Here is a 16,625-nt window from a genome sequence, read left to right as displayed (position 1 = left end):
GGCGATCAGCTCGCTTTGGCGAGCTCGTCGTCTTCGGGCGAGTTGAGGTAGACGCCGGATATGGTGTCGACCCAGCAGAGATGATCGTGCACCTTCTTTACGCCCTCGACGTTCTCCGCGGCGACGATCGCGGCTTGCCGAGCGCGCTCTTCGGTGATGACGCCGCTGAGATGAACGATACCGTCGCGCACGATGACGTTCAGCCCGAACGGGCACCAGTCGTTCTTCTCCATGGTGTCGATGATGCGGCTGCGAATGTGGTCGTCGTCCGCGGTCGGATCCGGCACTTCGCGGGCGAGCCCGGCCACGGCCTGTAACAGGTTGGCGCGGGACACGATTCCGACGACCTTGTCGCCGCGCACCACCGGCAGCCGCTTGACGTTGTTCCGCTCCATGAGATCGACGATCTCCGCAAGCGCCATATCCTCGGTGATGGTCACGGGCAGGTCGGTCATCACTTCCGAGACCTTGCGGCCGTGCTCATGGACGAAGTCGCTGGCGGATTTGCCCGGACCGAGGATGAACCGCAGCCAGCGCCCGCGCTTGCGCCCGGTGCCGATCTCGCTGCGGCGGATGAAATCTCCTTCCGACACCACGCCCACCAGCTTGCCGGTAGCGTCGACCACCGTGAGGCCGCTCACATGTCGCTTCAGCATGATGTTGGCCGCCTCGACGATGCTGGTGTCGGGGGTAACCGAGATGACCGACCGGGTCATGATCTGGTGGGCGCGCATGGACAAACTCCGCTGGCATGTCAATTTCAATGGACAAAGCCTAGTGAATCCATCGGGGTGCGGTTTGACTCAGGTCAAGCGGAGAAAGCTTGCCTTGATTGACCGATTTTGATCCGTGCCGCGATTTGATGCAGCTCAACGCGCACCGGAAGCGTCGCCATATCCTGCCGCAGGCGTAGAACAGAAGCCCGCAGGAACAATGAGCCATGAGCGTCGTGAAGATCTTCCCACGGGCCGAAGCGCCGCTGCAAGCTCCCGCTACCAGGCCGGCTGCCGGGATTTCCGAAAGGGTCGCAGGCACGCCGGCTGACTGCACTTGCCCGCAAACAACGGATTCGTATCCACTCGATCGCGCGTTTCATGCCATGCTGGCGCGGTTCACGGGCGGAATCTCGCCTGTTGCCTTGTCGCTCGCCTGGCTCGACTGGGGCGCGCATCTTGCGGCGGCGCCTCAGCACCAGATGGAGCTCTTCCGCAATATCTTCCGCGACTCAGGCCGCTTCCTGGAAGCTGCCGCTCACGCGACATCCAAAGAACCATGGTCCGTCATTCGGCCGCAGGCGCGGGATCGCCGCTTCAAGGACCGGCAATGGGAAGCCGCGCCGTTCAATCTGCTTGCGCAGGCGTTTCTGCTCACCGAGCGCTGGTGGCACGATGCCACGACCGGCATACGCGGCGTGTCGCACGCAAATGAGGGCATCGTCGAGTTCTCGATGCGCCAGATGCTCGACATGCTGGCGCCCTCGAACTTCGCGGCTACCAATCCGCAGGTGCTGGAAAAAGCGTTCCAGAGCGGCGGCGAGAACTTCGTGTTCGGCTGGCAGAACTGGTGCAGCGACCTGATGCGCCTGCTCTCCGGCTCGAAGCTGGCCGGCGAGGATCAGTTCGTCGTCGGCAAGACGGTGGCGGCTTCGCCCGGCAAGGTCGTCTACCGCAACAGCCTGATCGAGCTGATCCAGTACCATCCGACGACTGCGCAGGTGCGGCCGGAGCCGATTCTGATCGTGCCGGCCTGGATCATGAAGTACTACATCCTCGATCTGTCGCCGCAGAATTCCCTGGTGAGATACCTGACCGCTCAGGGCTTCACCGTCTTCGCGATCTCCTGGCGCAATCCGGACGCGAACGATCGGGATGTTGCCTTCGACGACTACCGCAAGCTGGGCGTGATGGCGGCACTGGACACGATCGGCCAGATCCTGCCGGGCCGGAAGATCCATGCGCTCGGCTATTGCCTTGGCGGGACGTTGCTGTCGATCGCCGCGGCGGCCATGGCCCGGGACGGCGACAGCCGTTTCGGCACCGTCACGCTTCTCGCGGCGCAAACCGATTTCACCGAGGCCGGCGAATTGACGCTGTTCATCAACGAGAGCCAGGTTGCCTTCCTCGAAGACATGATGTGGCAGCGCGGCTACCTCGACACCACACAGATGGCGGGCGCGTTCCAGCTGCTGCGCTCCAACGAGCTGATCTGGTCGCGGCTCTCGCGTGACTATCTGATGGGCGACGGGTCGCCACCGAGCGACCTGATGGCCTGGAATGCCGACGCCACGCGGCTACCCTATCGCATGCACTCGGAGTATCTGCGCAAGCTGTTCCTGAACGACGATCTGGCGGAAGGTCGCTATCGGGTCGAATGCCGGAGCGTCTCGCTGTCCGACATTCACACCCCGATGTTCGTGGTCGGCACGCTCGCCGATCACGTGGCGCCCTGGCGATCCGTCTACAAGATCCATTATCAGGTCGATGCCGACGTGACGTTCCTGTTGACCAGCGGCGGTCACAATGCCGGTGTCGTGGCGCCTCCAGAGGAGCCCGGCCACTTCTATCAGGTGCTGACCAGGGCTGCCGATGCGCCTTATGTTGGTGCCGACGAATGGCTGAAGCTGGCTCCGCGCATTGAAGGCTCGTGGTGGCCGGAATGGACCAATTGGCTGGCAGCACGCTCCGGTACGCTCTGCGCTCCGCCGCAGATCGGACTTGGCGACGCCCTCGGCCTGCCCGATGCGCCGGGGGACTACGTCCACACCTAAGTCTCCGGCTCCGAACTCGGCGCGAGATCCGAGGAGCGGAACGGTTTGGCCTTGTCCAGTTTCCGGTAGGCCGTCGAGGCCTTCCGCAACAGCTTCTTTTCGCGCTTGCGATCCAGGAAGCGATTGCTGGCCTCGATTCCGGCGCCATTCAATGACGCCGCCAGCGCTTGTCCGCGTGCATCGTCGTTCAATTGACCGAGCGAGCGTTGTGCCTTGCGCAATTGCTTAAGGATGGACTTCTGTTTCGTCGCCACCCCATCGGCGAACAGATCCGCAAGCGACTCGACCGAATAGGTCATCCGCTTGTTGAGCAGCCGCAGCTTGTGACGTTTCTCGACGTCGAGCTTCTTCAGCTTCCGGGCCTTCTTGAGCAGCGTCGTCTCCCATTCGGTCAGCCGCTCCGTCGCATGGTCGGCGAGGGTGCGGCGGCGCAACCGGATCGCTTCCTTGCTGCGGCGGGTCGACCAGGGGCCGCTTTCGATCCACGTTGAGGTTTGCTCGACCAGGCGGCGATACCGCGCCGATTGCAGCGCACGTGCCAGCAGCCGATGGCTCTCCGCGCGCTTCTCGTCCCAGCGCTGAAGCTCGGCGACCACGGCGAGCTCGTCGCTACTCTCTGCGACGATCCGCTCGATGGCCACGTCGAGGTCCCGCACCATGCCGAGCTGACTGTTCAGCCATTTCAGTTCGGCCCAGACATCCGGCCGCAGCGCATCGTCGACCATCGGCGAGAAGAAGCGGATGGCAGTCCGCAGATGAGTCAGTGCGATCCGGATCTGGTGCAGCGCATCCGGATCGCCGCGGCAGGTGGCGTCGTGCTGAGCGGTCACCGCGCCGAGGTGTCGGCGGGCGATGATGCGGAAGGCCGTGTCGCAGGCCATGCCGGGGCTGAGGCGGGCGGGCAGCGCATTGTGCCGCGTTGCCGGCTTGGCATGCGTATTTGCCGTCGAGCGCGTGGTGGGTCGCGACTTCCTTGCCCGCATCAGTCTGATTGCCTTGTTTCCCCCTCGGCGATGACGTTCCGGCAGTTCTGAAGCGTCTGCTCTTGTGTCCCGGATGCATCGATGGTCGCCCAGCCGACATGGCCGATATTATAGTGCTCTTGCAGCGCGGCAACCTCGGGCGTGGCGTCCGATGCGTCTCCTTGGCGGCTGCCGATGCGCGCCTGCCGGGTCGCAAGGTCTGCGACCAGGAACAGCCCATTCAACGTCACGTTGCACTTGCGCGCCAGCGCCGCGATCGCATCGCGTTCGTCCTCGCGCGCGAATACGCCGTCGACGATCGCCGAATGGCCCTGCGCCAGCACCCGCCGGGCCTGTTGCACCAGCGTGTCGTAGACGCGGGCCGTGACCTCCGGCTTATAGGCTGAAGGTGGCAGGCGATGGGTGTCCTCGACGGCGAACATCTGCTTGCGGACGAGATCGCTGCGCAGCACGACGGCGCCCGGCTCCGGTGCCACGACCGGCGCGAGCGCGTGCGCCAAGGCGGTCTTTCCGGTGCCGGACAGTCCGCCGACCGCAATCAGACGCGGAGCAGGAGGGCGGATCAGCGTCCCGGCGAGGTCGAAATAACGCCGTGCCTGGTCGACAATGCCGGGATCACCGGAGTGCGGCGGCTTCAGTCGCGCCAAGGTCACCTGCGCGCGGATCGCCGCCCGGATGGACATGAACAGCGGCAAGGCCGAGAGCGCGTCGAGATTGTCGGCCGGCGTCGCGGCGAGATAGCGGTTCAGCACCATGTTTGCCGCGCCCGGCTGATGGTGCTGCAACAGGTCCATCAGCGTGAATGCGAGATCGTAGAGCACGTCGACCGTCGCCATCTGCGCGTCGAACTCGATCGCGTCGAACAGCACGGGCCGATCATCGATCATGACGATGTTTGCCAGATGCAGATCGCCATGGCAGCGGCGCACAAAGCCCCGGCGGCCGCGCTCTGCGAGCAGGGGGCGAATACGCAGATAGGCCGCATGCGAAGCGTTCCCGAGTTGCTCGATCTCGTCTGCGCTGAAGTGTCCGCCGGCCCGCAGACCGTTCGTGTTGCCGTCGATCAGGGCCGGGATGGAGGAGACCCATGCTTTTCCGTCGGCGTGTGTCGCCGTCGCGTGCGAAGCCGCGATGGCGTCGGCGGTGGCCGAGGCAAGCTTCGCGTCCAGCGGGCCGGCCTCGGCCAGATGATCCAACGTCCTGCTTTCGTCGAAGCGCGACATCTCGACCGCATACTCGATCGGCCGGCCGGCGCCCGCGACCTTCACCGACCCATCCGGCTCTTCCGTGATCGCCACGACGCCATGATAGATCTGCGGCGCCAGCGGCCGGTTGACCCGGATCTCCTCCTCGCAGGCCGCCTTGCGCTTTTCGAGCGTCGAATAGTCGAGGAAGGGAAATTGGACGGCACGCTTGATCTTCAGCGCGCGCCTTGCGTCCAGGAACACTGAGGCAGCATGCGTGTCGATGCGCATCACGCCGGGATGGTCGGTCAGCATCCGAAAGATGCGCTCCTGAGCCGCCGTGTCATCCTTCATCGAAGCGGACATGGCAAGCACCATCAGGGCGTGAGCACGGCCGCGCCGAGGATCTGGCCATTGCGCAGCATGGTCAGGACCTCGTTGGCCTGATGAAGCGGAAACGCCGTTGTCTCGGTGCGCACGCCGGCTTGCGGGACGACCTTGAGAAAATCGAGGCCGTCCTGCCGGGTCAGATTGGCGACCGAGACCAGCTGCCGTTCCTGCCACAGCAGATCATACGGAAAGCTTGGAATGTCGCTCATGTGGATGCCGGCGCAGACGACGCGGCCGCCTTTGCGCACGGCGCGCAACGCCGCCGGCACCAGCTCGCCGACCGGTGCGTAGATGATCGCAGCGTCGAGCGGCTCGTCGGGCATCTGGTCCGATGACCCCGCCCAGACAGCGCCGAGACGACGTGCAAGGTCTTGTGCAGCGGCATCGCCAGGGCGCGTGAATGCATGGACGGAGCGTCCCTGCCAAACCGCGACTTGCGCAATGATGTGGCCGGCCGCGCCGAAGCCATAGAGGCCGAGTCTCTCGGCGGGGCCGGCCAGCACCAGCGAGCGCCAGCCGATCAGCCCCGCGCACAGCAGAGGCGCAATCTCGACGTCGCTGCCGGCCTCGCCGAGCGGAAAAGCGTAACGTGCATCGGCGATGGTGTGGGTCGCGTAGCCGCCGTCGCGCGTGTAGCCGGTGAACAGCGGTGCATCACAGAGGTTTTCCATACCCTCGCGGCAGAAGCGGCATTTTCCGCAGGTGAAGCCGAGCCAGGGAATGCCGACGCGGTCACCAGGCGCATGTGTCGTCACCTTCGCACCGACGAGGTCGACCCGGCCGACGATCTCGTGGCCAGGCACGATCGGGTAGCGGATGCCGGGCAGCTCGGCGTCGACGAGATGAAGATCGGTCCGGCACACGCCGCAGGCGCTGATCTTCAGCCGGATCTGACCCTCGCCCGGCATCGGGTCGGGCCGCTCCTCCATCCGGAGCCGCGCTCGCGGGGCCGGCAACACCATCGCACGCATATCTGTCTCCGGGCGAACCGCTCCGACTGAACTATCCATAGAATGAAGAGGTGGCCAGTCCTTGACGCCAGTCAACGCATGTTCCCCCGGCTGATCGGACGGAGGTTCCTGCGGTTGACGAGGATCAAGGGCCTCGACGACAACCAGCCTATATGGTGGCTCAGGAGAATTCCGATGCCCATCAAGGATGTGTTTCTGCCCCTCGTCGGCCGGCCGCGTGGGCCGGCCCTGGTTGCGATCGAGAAATGCGTTGCCGTGGCCGCCGATCTCGGCGCCAGGATCACTGCGCTCGCGCTCGAGGAAGATGTTTTCGAGCGACCGAGGGTGATGCTGCCTGACGATCGCGAATTGGCGCAGGCCAGCCTCGAGCCGAGCGACACGCAGCAACTGCTGAATGCCTTCACCGATGCGGCTTCGCGCGCCAACGTCCGCTCCCAAAGCCGGTCGGGCAAGGTGCCTGCGGATCAGATCGGAGCGATCCTGGCCGAGCACGCCCGCTTCAGCGACCTCACGCTGGTTCCCGTGAAGCCGCACGACAGTCGAACGGAGACCATCGTGGAGGCGCTGTTGTTCGAATCCGGACGGCCCCTTCTGCTCTGTCCCGAACATCGCGCCGACGAGCTTCGGCCCGAGTTCGAGAACGTTATGATTGCCTGGGATCATTCTGCACGGGCCGCGCGCGCGGTCGGCGATGCGTTGCCTGTTCTTCAGGCTGCCAGTTCGGTGCGTGTGCTGACCGTGGCGCAGGACAAGACGGACGCGGTCCTCCAGTCCGGAACGGCACTCGTCGACCATTTGCGGGAACATGGCGTCTTTGCCTCGTTCGAAACCACGAAGGGGGGCGGCAGCTCGACCGGCAAAGTATTGGGAAGCTGGGCGAATTCCCATGGCATCGATGCCATCGTGATGGGTGCCTATCATCATTCGCGCCTGAACGAGATCGTGTGGGGCGGTGTGACAAAGACCGTCATTGGCCAGCCACCATGCTGGGTTATGATCTCGCACTAGGTCTTCTTCCAGCCGGATCGTCCAATCATCGGAACCGCCGCTGGCGCGGCGCATTTGTTTTCATGTCGACTTATCGTCTGAACAACCTGCTGTCGCCGCGCTCGGTCGCGCTTGTCGGCGCGAGCGCGCGTCCGGCGTCCGTTGGACGCGCGGTCCTGGAGAACATTCGGAAAGCGGGATTCAAGGGGCGGTTCGGTCTCGTCAATCCGCGCCACGCCGAGATCAGCGGCCTCGCGGCGGTGAAGAGCCTGGACAGGCTGGATTTCGTGCCCGAGCTCGTCGTCGTCACGGCGCCCGCGGCCGAGATTCCAGGCATCGTCGAGCAGGCCGGCCGTCGCGGGTCTGCGGGTGCGCTGATCGTCTCGGCCGGGCTCGGCCAGGGACCGGGATCGCTGCACGAGGCGACCAGCGCTGCCGCCCGCAAACACGGCATGCGGCTGATCGGGCCGAACTGCCTCGGCATCATGATGCCCGGCGTCAGCCTGAATGCCAGTTTCGCCGCGCACATGCCGGGCGCCGGCAACCTCGCGCTGATCTCCCAATCCGGCGCCATTGCCGCCGGCATGGTGGATTGGGCCGCGCAGCGCGGCGTCGGCTTCTCCGGCATCGTCTCGATCGGCGATCAGATCGACGTCGACATTGCCGATCTGCTCGACCATTTCGCGATGGATCACAAGACCCGGGCGATCCTGCTCTACATCGAGGCGATCAAGGACGCGCGCAAGTTCATGTCTGCGGCGCGCGCGGCCGCGCGTGTGAAGCCGGTCGTCGTGGTGAAGTCCGGCCGCATGGCGCAGGGTGCGAAGGCCGCCGCGACGCATACCGGGGCGCTCGCCGGGGCCGACGCCGTCTATGACGCGGCGTTCCGCCGCGCGGGCGTGCTACGGGTGTCCGACCTGCGCGAGCTGTTCGATTGTGCCGAGACACTCGGCCGCGTCGAATCGCCGACGGGAAAGCGTCTCGCCATCCTGACCAACGGTGGCGGTATCGGCGTCCTCGCCGTCGATCGATTGGTCGAGCTCGGAGGTATTCCGGCAACCATTTCAGCAGAGACGCGCAAGAAGCTCGATGCGGCGCTGCCGCCGACCTGGTCGGGTGCAAACCCCGTCGACATCGTGGGCGACGCCGATGCTGCGCGCTACGCAGCGGCGCTGGAGGAACTGCTGGCCGATCGCGACAACGACGCAGTCCTCGTCCTCAATGTGCAGACCGCGATCGCATCGGCCGCCGAGATCGCCAAGACCGTGACGGAGCTCGTGGCTAAGTATCGCGAGCAGCACCGCCGATGGGCAAAGCCCGTGCTGGCGGCCTGGGTCGGGGCCGATCAGCACATCATCCAGGCACTCTCCAGCGCCGGCGTGCCGAACTATCCGACCGAGGACGACGCCGTGCGCGGCTTCATGCATCTAGTCCGGCACCGCGAGGTGGTGGAGGAACTGACCCAGGTGCCTCCCGCGATGCCCGATACGTTCGTTCCGGATGCGAGGGGGGCGAGAGAGATCGTCACCGCCGCGATCGCGGATGGCCGCCAGTGGCTCGAACCCGTCGAGATCAAGCACCTGCTCGAAGCCTACGATATCGCGATGGTGCCGACCTGTGCGGCAGCCGATGTCGAGCAGGCGGTAGCCTATGCAAAGGACATCTTCGCGCAAGGCGGCACCGTCGTGCTGAAGATCATGTCGCGCGACATCACCCACAAATCCGACGTCGGCGGCGTCGTGCTCAATCTGACGTCGCCGGAGGCCGTGCGTGCGGCGGCGACGGACATTCTTGCGCGAGCGCGGAAGCTGCGGCCCGAGGCGCGCATCGGCGGCGTCATCGTCCAGGCCATGGTCGTCAAGGCAAAGGCGCGCGAGCTGATCCTGGGCCTTGCCGACGATCCGACCTTCGGCACAGTGGTGGTATTCGGCCGCGGCGGCACGGCGGTGGAGATCATCAACGACAAGGCGCTGGCGCTGCCGCCGCTCGACCTGCAACTGGCCCGCGATCTGATCGACCGCACGCGCGTGTCGCGGCTGCTGAAGGCCTATCGCGACGTGCCGGCGGTCAAGCAGGACGCCGTCGCCATGGTGCTGGTGAAGCTGGCGCAGATGGCGGCCGACATTCCCGAGATCCGCGAATTCGACATCAATCCGCTGCTGGCGGATGAAACCGGCGTGACCGCGGTGGATGCCCGCGTCGCGGTCGGGCCGCCGCAGCGGAAGTTCGCCGGCTCAGGCCCTACCAATTTCGCCGTCCGCGCCTATCCGTCGCAATGGGAGCGCCGCCTCAAGCTCAAGGAGGACTGGCGCATCTTCGTGCGGCCCATGCGCCCCGAGGACGAGCCGACCATCCACGAATTCCTGCGTCACGTCACGGCGCACGACCTTCGCCTGCGCTTCTTCGCCCCGATGAAGGAGTTCACCCACGAATTCATCGCACGCCTGACCCAGCTCGACTATGCGCGCGCGATGGCCTTCATCGCATTCGAGGAGGCCAGCGGTGAAATGGTCGGCGTGGTCCGGCTCCATTCCGACTCGATCTACGAGACCGGCGAATATGCGATCCTGCTGCGGTCCGACCTCAAGGGCAGGGGACTCGGCTGGGCCCTCATGCAGCTGATCATCGACTACGCGCGGTCGGAAGGATTGAAGACCATATCGGGCGACGTGCTGCAGGAGAACACCGTCATGCTCGAGATGTGCCGGCAGCTCGGCTTCGAGGTCAAGCCGGAGCCGGCCGAGCCTGAGATCTGCGACGTCAGGCTGAAGCTCTGAGCGCGTCAGCTACGATTGCGCCTCGGCCGAATTTGCATCATCGGACGTTCTGGCCGTCGCCCGCAGAGTCTTGATGATGACCGCGATCAGCGGCAGCAGCACCGGCACGATCGTGCTGAGCGGATGATGCACCGCGCCCGACACCTGGGCCTGGAGCGCACGCGCCTCGAGCTGGAGGGCTTCGATCGAGCTGTCGTGAATTTCGTTCGCGAGCTCGATGTCACGCCCCGACGGCGCGCGGCCGGCGATCAGGAAGAGAGCGGCCGCGATGACGAAATTGACGGCGCCGAGGATGGCAGCCGCGACAGTCGCGCTCCAGATCTGCACCAGCGCGAAATAGGCCGACAGCTCCAGCATCATTAGCCCGAACGCGGCGATCAGCGCCGCGAAGGCGCGCAGGCCGAGGCCGATCAGCAAATGGCGCAACCTGATGTCGGCGATGATCCTGTCGGTGCGCCACAGCACGCGCAGATGTTTGACGACATTCTCGGTATTCACCTAGTGTCTCCTCAGCATGAAGCCGACAACCACGCCCAGCGCGAAGGCGGAGGCGAGCGAGGTGATCGGACGCTCCGCAACGAGGCCCCGGAGCTTCTCCCCCTCTTGTTCGACGGTCTCGCCGAGCTCGGCGAGTGCGGCCCTGATCTGATCGGCCAGTGCTTCGGTGCGAGCTTTCGAGCTCTCGAACATCTCCTCGCCGGCGGTGCTCAACAGGCGCGTGACGTCGACCTTCAGCGCGCGCAATTCCTCGCTCATCCTGTCACTGTCGAACATGGATTCGGTGTCCTCATTAAATTCGAACGAGCCTAAGACCAGCCCGTGCGATCGCGCTTGATTTGCGTCAAGAGACGGGCGTGTACGAAGGCTTGAGGCAGGTCAATCCGGCCGCCACATGCTGGCCTAGAAATGCCGGCTGAATGGGGACCAATTGTCCCGATGAGGTGGAAAGCGTGAATCACGAACCGCTGCTGCACGCGACGCCGGCAGGCGACGTGCTGAAATTGCGCCCCGAGGGGCCCTGGACCGCCGCGAACGTGGTGATGCTCGAGACTTTGTCCCGCTCGGTTGGGGTCAACGTCGATCGTTCGCGCGCCGTAACCTTGGACATGTCGGGCATCAGCGCGCTCGATACGCTCGGCGCCTGGGTCCTGGAGAAGCTGTCGCGCCGGGCCGCATCGTCAGGCAGGCCGGCCGAGTTCGTCGGCGTCGCCGATCATTTCAGCGGGCTGATGGACGAGGTGCGTCAGGTCAACCGCCACACGCCCCCTCCAAGCGCTGCGCCGAATCCGGTCCTGGCGCGGCTGGGCGAGCTCGGCAAGTCCACGCTCGGGGCGCGGGAGGACATCACGATCTTCCTCCAGATGCTCGGCGCCTTGTTCATGGCCGTGATCGGCGTGCTGCGCCGGCCGCGCTCGCTGCGCCTGACCTCGCTGGTGTATCAGCTCTACCGCATCGGGTGGCAGGCGATCCCCATCGTCACGCTCATCACCTTCCTGATCGGCGCCATCATCGCGCAGCAGGGCTTCTTCCACTTCCGCAGATTCGGCGCGGAGTCGTATACGGTCGACATGGTCGGCATCCTGGTGCTGCGCGAGCTCGGCGTGCTGATCGTCGCCATCATGGTCGCGGGACGGTCGGGCAGCGCCTACACCGCCGAGCTCGGCTCGATGAAGATGCGCGAGGAGATCGACGCGCTCTCGACCATGGGGCTCGATCCGGTCGACGTCCTGATTCTGCCGCGCGTTGCGGCCCTGGTCATTGCACTGCCCATCCTCACCTTCATCGGATCGATCGCCGCGCTCTACGGCGGCGGGCTGGTCGCGCAGTTCTATGGCGACATGGGGCCGGCGATCTACATCGCGCGGCTGCACGAGGCCGTTTCCGTTGCCCATTTCGAGGTCGGCATCCTGAAGGCGCCGTTCATGGCGCTGGTGATCGGGATCGTGGCCTGCAGCGAGGGATTGCGCGTCAAGGGCAGCGCGGAGTCGCTGGGCCGGCAGACCACGACGTCGGTGGTGAAATCGATCTTCCTGGTGATCGTGCTCGACGGCCTGTTCGCGATCTTCTTTGCTTCGATCGGAATGTGACGATGGAAGAATCGCAAGACCAGTTCGCGATCCGCGTCCGCGATCTCGTGGTCGGTTTTGGCCGCCAGACCGTGCTCGACCATCTGTCGCTCGACGTCCGCCGCGGCGAGATCCTCGGGCTGGTGGGCGCATCCGGCGGCGGCAAGTCGGTCCTGATGCGGACGATCATCGGCCTGATCCCGCGCCGGAGCGGGACCATCGAGGTCATGGGACAGCCCGGCGGAGGCCACGGCCGCGGCGCAGCGATGGCCTGGGGCATCCTGTTCCAGCAGGGCGCGCTGTTCTCCTCGCTGACGGTGCGCCAGAACGTCCAGTTTCCCTTGCGCGAGAATCTCGTCCTGTCGCAGGAGCTGATGGATGAGATCGCGATCGCCAAGCTCGAAATGGTCGGTCTGCGTGCGGAGGACGCCGACAAATATCCGGCGGAGCTGTCCGGCGGCATGACCAAGCGCGTGGCGCTGGCGCGCGCGCTCGCGCTCGATCCGCCAATCCTGTTCCTGGACGAGCCGACCTCGGGCCTCGATCCCATCGCCGCCGGCGAGTTCGACGCGCTGATCAAGACGCTGCAAAAGACCCTGGAGCTCACCGTGTTCATGGTGACCCATGACCTTGCGAGCCTGACCACGGTCTGCGACCGCGTCGCCGCGCTCGCCGACGGCAAGATCGTGGCGATCGGCCCTATGCGCGAATTGCTGCAATCCGAGCATCCCTGGGTGCGCGCCTACTTCCACGGCAAGCGCTCGCAGATGCTGCAACACGAGATGAGATGAGAGATGGAAACCCGCGCTCCCTATGTGCTGATCGGCAGTTTCGTGCTGGCCGCGATCGTCGCAGTGTTCGGCTTCGTCTATTGGCTGAACAACACCGGCGGCATCGGCCCGCGCACCAGCTACCACGTGCAATTCCAGGGGCCGGTGCCCGGCCTGCTGGTTGGCGCGGGCGTGCTGTTCAACGGCATTCGGGTCGGAGAGGTCACCCAGCTCGGGCTCGCGCCTGATAACCCGCGCTTCGTCAATGCCACGATCTCGGTTGCCACCGCGACGCCGGTTCGTGCCGACACTAAGGTCGGCCTCGAATTCCAGGGCCTGACCGGCGTTCCCGTGGTGACATTGGAGGGGGGCGTGATCGTCGCCAAGTCCGGCGAGCTGCCGACCTTGATCGCGGAGGCCGGCGCTGGCCAGAGCATGACGCAGGCGGCGCGCGATGCGCTGCGGCGGGTCGACACGGTGCTTCAGGACAATTCCGGCCCGCTGAAGGACACCATTGCCAATTTCAAGACCTTCTCCGACGGGCTCGCGCGTAACACCGGCAAGATCGACGGCATCCTGGCAGGCCTCGACAAGATGACCGGCGGCGGCACGCCCGCGCAGAAGGTCACCTACGACCTGCGCACGCCGCAGAATCTCGGGCCGGCCGGCAAGACGCTATCGGCCTCACTGGCCATTCCCGAGCCGACGGCGGTGGCGATGCTGCAGACCCAGCGCATGCTGTTCGCGCCTGGCGGCGACAGGCCGGGCTTTGCGGACTTCCTCTGGGCTGATAGCATTCCGAAACTGGTGCAGGCGCGCCTGATCGACAGTTTCGAGAACTACGACATCGCCCACGCCCCGCTGCGCACGACGGATCTCGGGCCGGCGGACTACCAGCTCCTGCTCGACATCCGGCGCTTTCGGATCGCGACGGATGGGGAGGCGCGGGCCGAGATCGGACTGTCGGCTCGGATCGTCGACAAGAATGGCAAGGTGATCGCATCGCGGCTCATCGAGGCCAGCGAAAAGCTCGACAAGGTCGAACCGGCCGCTTCAGTCGCCGCCTTCGATGCCGCCTTCGCGCGCATCGCCAAGGAGCTGATCGGATGGACCGTGCAGGCGGTGTGAGGGGTGACTATTCCAGCGTCTTCAGGTAGGACAGCAGGTCGTGGATCTGGTCCGGGCTGAGTTCGAAGGCCGGCATGTCGGCATGTCCGGTGGAGATCCCCTCGGCCAGCGCCTCACCAAGGCTGTTGATCGGATAGCGCCGATGCAGGGTGCGTAGCGGAGGCGCGATCTCCAGCGGGCTCTTGGAGGCGCGGTCGATCGCGTGACAGCGTGCGCAATTGGCTCGGGCGAAAGCCTTGCCGCGTTGTTCGGCGGCCGGGGCCGCGAGCGCAGGCGTGATCAGAAGCAGCCCAATCAGGCCGTGACGCAGTGCTCTTTGCAGCATGGAATCATCCCGTCGAACCGTGGACGCAGAATAAGAGCGGGATGCCAGCCAAATTTGATCTGGGTCAATCGGCTGCGGCACGGTGCAGTAAAATGCAGCCGCGCGGTGGACTCGGCCTGACGTCGGGAGCGGCCGGCGTGGGGAGCGATGGATGAAGCCTTCCGTGGTCACGAGTGAGCCGAACGGACATCATTGCGACGATTGTGCCGTGCGTGGAGCGGCGGTCTGCTCGTCGCTCGATGCAGCCGAACTCCGGGAGTTCGAGCATCTCGGCCGCCGCGTCCATTTCGATTCGGGCGAGACCGTGTTTTCCGAGGAAGACATCACGACCTCGTTCTACAACGTCCTCGAAGGCGTCATGCGGCTGTACAAGCTGCTGCCTGACGGCCGGCGGCAGATCGTCGGCTTTGCCTTGCCCGGTGACTTCCTCGGGATGAATCTGTCCGGCCGGCACAATTTTTCGGCCGATTCGATCGGCGTGGTGAAAGTGTGCCAATTCCCAAAAGGGCCTTTCGGCCGTTTCATCGAAGACCGGCCGCAATTGCTCAGGCGCATCAACGAACTGGCCATTCGCGAGTTGAGCCAGGCGCGCGACCACATGGTTCTGCTCGGCCGCCGCTCGGCCGACGAGAAGGTCGCGACCTTTCTGCTCGGCTGGCGCGAGCGGCTGGTCGCGCTCAACGGTCCGTCCGACATGGTCGCGCTTCCGATGAGCCGTCAGGACATCGCCGATTATCTCGGCCTGACCATCGAGACCGTCAGCCGCACTTTTACCAAGCTTGAGCGTCTCGGCGTGATCGAGATCATTCACGGCGGCATCAGCCTGCTCGATCCGGCCCGTGTCGAGGCCATGGCCGCAGCCTGACGTCATCTCCGGGACTCTCTCGGCAATTTGATCCCGATCAATGACGGCGGCCATGCCCGCAAAATAATGCCGGAGACAAATCCGGGAGGGGATGATGCCTGCTGACGCGTTGCTGGTGACCGTTGTCGTCGTCGCGATCTTTGTCGTGTTCGCCGCAGTTCTGGCCTGGGCTGACCGGCAAACCAGGGCGGGTCGGCTTGATCCGGATTCCAGGCACTGAAGCCTTCTGCAGGTCCAGGTCCAGGTCCAAGTCCAAGTCCAAGTCCAAGTCTAGGTTTAGGTCCGAGTCCGGCGCGCCAGGGTCGATGCTCGCCTGGGCGGGCGCTGGCCCTCGGCAGCGTCTCGACGCAATCGCGGTTTGCGTAATCCGCAACTCTGCGTCGAAGAGGACGCATCGCCGCAGCTTTTGGCTGCTGACTTCCTCGTTACGGGCCTTTTCGTGGCATTTGCCTCAAATCGCGCGCGTGCTTTCCGGTTGAAATGCCTGGTAACGTTGACTACGCAGGAACTCAGTGCCTCGTAGTCTTAGGAGCCCCGCGGCGTGCCTCAGGACAAGACCGGCGATCCCCGACAACCGGCGGGCAACAAACTATCGGTCCTGCGCAAGCACCCGATCTTCGCGGATCTGGAGCCGGAAGCGCTCGATCAACTCTGCCGCTACGCCAAGCACACCACCGTCAAGCGTGGCGCGACGATCGCCGCCAAGGGCGATCCCGGCAACAGCCTGTTCGCGGTGATCGCGGGGACAGTCAAGATTTCCTCCTCATCGCCTGATGGGCGGAACGCTATTCTCAATCTGATCGGCCCCGGAGAAATCTTCGGCGAGATCGCCGTGCTCGACGGTGCGCCCAGGTCGGCGGATGCGACCGCCAATACCAATTGCGAGCTCTACGTCATCGATCGCCGGGACTTCCTGCCGTTCGTGAAGAGCCAGCCGGCGCTGGCGATGAAGTTCATCGAGCTGCTGTGCGCGCGTCTGCGCTGGACCAGTCAGCAGGTCGAGCAGGTGATCCTGCAGAATCTACCGGGCCGGCTTGCCAGTGCACTGCTCGGTCTCACCGAAGAGCGCAAGCTGGATTCCGGCAGCGGCACGCTCGCCATCACGCAACAGGAGATCAGCGAGATGGTCGGGATGACGCGCGAGAGCATCAACAAGCAATTGCGCGCCTGGGCCGGCCGCAACTGGGTCCGCCTCGAGCACGGCGCCATCGTCGTGCTCGATACGGACGCGCTGCGCGAGCTCGCCGAGAGCGGCCTCGGCGGCGAGTGACGCCGTCGGCCTAATCGTCGATGATGGCGACCGCGCGGGTCCAGCCTGCGGAGGCGCGCTCGATCTTTGGAGGCGTCAAGTCACGGGCTAGCGACGTCGAGCCAGGCCGCCATACCCACCATAGTGCGAATTGCGCCAGGAA

16 protein-coding genes are annotated in these 16,625 nt (G+C 65.1%); 9 read left to right on the top strand and 7 right to left on the bottom strand.

Annotated features, from left to right (window positions below; all coding sequences use genetic code 11):
* Window positions 1–5: 5 nt before the first annotated feature.
* Entirely contained in the window at window positions 6–734 is a 729-nt protein-coding gene (locus GA0061099_RS30915; RefSeq protein ID WP_036028979.1) for a CBS domain-containing protein, read from the bottom strand.
* Between the two features lie 365 nt (window positions 735–1,099).
* On the opposite strand from GA0061099_RS30915, the gene GA0061099_RS30910 reads away from it, so the two are divergent.
* Window positions 1,100–2,767 carry a PHA/PHB synthase family protein gene (locus tag GA0061099_RS30910; protein ID WP_420886579.1) on the top strand — a complete coding sequence of 556 codons (1,668 nt, stop codon included), beginning with the start codon at window positions 1,100–1,102 and terminating at the stop codon, window positions 2,765–2,767.
* Here GA0061099_RS30910 and GA0061099_RS30905 read toward each other — a convergent pair.
* From GA0061099_RS30905 to GA0061099_RS30895, 3 genes are read right to left on the bottom strand one after another with little or no spacing between them, the layout of a single operon-like run.
* Window positions 2,764–3,750 (bottom strand): CHAD domain-containing protein, encoded by a 987-nt coding sequence (locus GA0061099_RS30905; protein WP_036028983.1) that lies wholly within the window; start codon window positions 3,748–3,750, stop codon window positions 2,764–2,766. The two genes, GA0061099_RS30910 and GA0061099_RS30905, sit on opposite strands and share 4 nt — an antisense overlap.
* Window positions 3,750–5,288 (bottom strand): bifunctional aminoglycoside phosphotransferase/ATP-binding protein, encoded by a 1,539-nt coding sequence (locus GA0061099_RS30900; RefSeq protein ID WP_036028987.1) that lies wholly within the window; start codon window positions 5,286–5,288, stop codon window positions 3,750–3,752. Before GA0061099_RS30900 ends, GA0061099_RS30905 begins: the two co-directional genes overlap by 1 nt.
* A gap of 23 nt (window positions 5,289–5,311) precedes the next feature.
* Entirely contained in the window at window positions 5,312–6,295 is a 984-nt protein-coding gene (locus GA0061099_RS30895) for a zinc-dependent alcohol dehydrogenase family protein (RefSeq protein WP_074448215.1), read from the bottom strand.
* Between the two features lie 174 nt (window positions 6,296–6,469).
* Between GA0061099_RS30895 and GA0061099_RS30890 the strand changes: the two genes are divergently transcribed.
* Window positions 6,470–7,303 (top strand): universal stress protein, encoded by an 834-nt coding sequence (locus tag GA0061099_RS30890; protein ID WP_036028993.1) that lies wholly within the window; start codon window positions 6,470–6,472, stop codon window positions 7,301–7,303.
* Window positions 7,304–7,365: 62 nt separating this feature from the next.
* Window positions 7,366–10,059 carry a bifunctional acetate--CoA ligase family protein/GNAT family N-acetyltransferase gene (locus GA0061099_RS30885; protein ID WP_036029002.1) on the top strand — a complete coding sequence of 898 codons (2,694 nt, stop codon included), beginning with the start codon at window positions 7,366–7,368 and terminating at the stop codon, window positions 10,057–10,059.
* 9 nt (window positions 10,060–10,068) lie between these two features.
* Here GA0061099_RS30885 and GA0061099_RS30880 read toward each other — a convergent pair whose 3' ends face one another.
* Window positions 10,069–10,557, bottom strand: a complete 489-nt coding sequence (locus tag GA0061099_RS30880) for a phage holin family protein (protein WP_036029004.1) — start codon at window positions 10,555–10,557, stop codon at window positions 10,069–10,071.
* Window positions 10,558–10,833 carry a hypothetical protein gene (locus tag GA0061099_RS30875; protein WP_036029006.1) on the bottom strand — a complete coding sequence of 92 codons (276 nt, stop codon included), beginning with the start codon at window positions 10,831–10,833 and terminating at the stop codon, window positions 10,558–10,560. It abuts the gene before it with no gap.
* A 176-nt stretch (window positions 10,834–11,009) separates the two neighbouring features.
* Here GA0061099_RS30875 and GA0061099_RS30870 point away from each other — a divergent pair, with 176 nt between their 5' ends.
* From GA0061099_RS30870 to GA0061099_RS30860, 3 genes are read left to right on the top strand one after another with little or no spacing between them, the layout of a single operon-like run.
* Entirely contained in the window at window positions 11,010–12,146 is a 1,137-nt protein-coding gene (locus GA0061099_RS30870; protein WP_074448232.1) for an ABC transporter permease, read from the top strand.
* Window positions 12,147–12,148: 2 nt separating this feature from the next.
* Window positions 12,149–12,916, top strand: coding sequence for an ABC transporter ATP-binding protein (locus tag GA0061099_RS30865; protein ID WP_036029007.1), 768 nt, complete (start codon window positions 12,149–12,151; stop codon window positions 12,914–12,916).
* A gap of 3 nt (window positions 12,917–12,919) precedes the next feature.
* Window positions 12,920–14,023: an ABC-type transport auxiliary lipoprotein family protein gene (locus tag GA0061099_RS30860; protein WP_036029008.1), complete on the top strand. Its 1,104-nt coding sequence runs from the start codon at window positions 12,920–12,922 to the stop codon at window positions 14,021–14,023.
* Between the two features lie 7 nt (window positions 14,024–14,030).
* Here the strand turns inward: GA0061099_RS30860 and GA0061099_RS30855 are convergent, their stop codons facing one another.
* Window positions 14,031–14,348 carry a c-type cytochrome gene (locus GA0061099_RS30855; protein WP_081493003.1) on the bottom strand — a complete coding sequence of 106 codons (318 nt, stop codon included), beginning with the start codon at window positions 14,346–14,348 and terminating at the stop codon, window positions 14,031–14,033.
* A gap of 151 nt (window positions 14,349–14,499) precedes the next feature.
* On the opposite strand from GA0061099_RS30855, the gene GA0061099_RS30850 reads away from it, so the two are divergent.
* The 3 genes from GA0061099_RS30850 (at window position 14,500) to GA0061099_RS30845 (ending at window position 16,483) form a co-directional block, all read left to right on the top strand.
* Window positions 14,500–15,213 carry a helix-turn-helix domain-containing protein gene (locus tag GA0061099_RS30850; RefSeq protein WP_036029009.1) on the top strand — a complete coding sequence of 238 codons (714 nt, stop codon included), beginning with the start codon at window positions 14,500–14,502 and terminating at the stop codon, window positions 15,211–15,213.
* A gap of 94 nt (window positions 15,214–15,307) precedes the next feature.
* The gene (locus GA0061099_RS42815) at window positions 15,308–15,433 is read left to right on the top strand and encodes a hypothetical protein (RefSeq protein ID WP_275945336.1); all 126 of its coding nucleotides are present in this window, start codon (window positions 15,308–15,310) and stop codon (window positions 15,431–15,433) included.
* Window positions 15,434–15,754: 321 nt separating this feature from the next.
* A complete protein-coding gene (locus tag GA0061099_RS30845) occupies window positions 15,755–16,483 on the top strand; it encodes a Crp/Fnr family transcriptional regulator (protein WP_036007486.1) in 729 nt (242 codons plus the stop codon).
* The last annotated feature ends 142 nt before the right edge of the window (window positions 16,484–16,625 follow it).

The organism is Bradyrhizobium yuanmingense (assembly GCF_900094575.1).
Taxonomy (GTDB): domain Bacteria; phylum Pseudomonadota; class Alphaproteobacteria; order Rhizobiales; family Xanthobacteraceae; genus Bradyrhizobium; species Bradyrhizobium yuanmingense.
Note: the sequence above shows the minus strand (reverse complement) of the source record. Positions and strands in the feature narration are given on the sequence as shown.

Excerpts from the sequence above, each read along its gene's own strand:
- GA0061099_RS30915 (WP_036028979.1), bottom strand. The coding sequence starts at position 734 with ATGCGCGCCCACCAGATCATGACCCGGTCGGTCATCTCGGTTACCCCC.
- GA0061099_RS30910 (WP_420886579.1), top strand. The coding sequence starts at position 1,100 with ATGCTGGCGCGGTTCACGGGCGGAATCTCGCCTGTTGCCTTGTCGCTC.
- GA0061099_RS30905 (WP_036028983.1), bottom strand. The coding sequence starts at position 3,750 with ATGCGGGCAAGGAAGTCGCGACCCACCACGCGCTCGACGGCAAATACG.
- GA0061099_RS30900 (WP_036028987.1), bottom strand. The coding sequence starts at position 5,288 with ATGAAGGATGACACGGCGGCTCAGGAGCGCATCTTTCGGATGCTGACC.
- GA0061099_RS30895 (WP_074448215.1), bottom strand. The coding sequence starts at position 6,295 with ATGCGTGCGATGGTGTTGCCGGCCCCGCGAGCGCGGCTCCGGATGGAG.
- GA0061099_RS30890 (WP_036028993.1), top strand. The coding sequence starts at position 6,470 with ATGCCCATCAAGGATGTGTTTCTGCCCCTCGTCGGCCGGCCGCGTGGG.
- GA0061099_RS30885 (WP_036029002.1), top strand. The coding sequence starts at position 7,366 with ATGTCGACTTATCGTCTGAACAACCTGCTGTCGCCGCGCTCGGTCGCG.
- GA0061099_RS30875 (WP_036029006.1), bottom strand. The coding sequence starts at position 10,833 with ATGTTCGACAGTGACAGGATGAGCGAGGAATTGCGCGCGCTGAAGGTC.
- GA0061099_RS30865 (WP_036029007.1), top strand. The coding sequence starts at position 12,149 with ATGGAAGAATCGCAAGACCAGTTCGCGATCCGCGTCCGCGATCTCGTG.
- GA0061099_RS30860 (WP_036029008.1), top strand. The coding sequence starts at position 12,920 with ATGGAAACCCGCGCTCCCTATGTGCTGATCGGCAGTTTCGTGCTGGCC.
- GA0061099_RS30855 (WP_081493003.1), bottom strand. The coding sequence starts at position 14,348 with ATGCTGCAAAGAGCACTGCGTCACGGCCTGATTGGGCTGCTTCTGATC.
- GA0061099_RS30850 (WP_036029009.1), top strand. The coding sequence starts at position 14,500 with ATGAAGCCTTCCGTGGTCACGAGTGAGCCGAACGGACATCATTGCGAC.
- GA0061099_RS42815 (WP_275945336.1), top strand. The coding sequence starts at position 15,308 with ATGCCTGCTGACGCGTTGCTGGTGACCGTTGTCGTCGTCGCGATCTTT.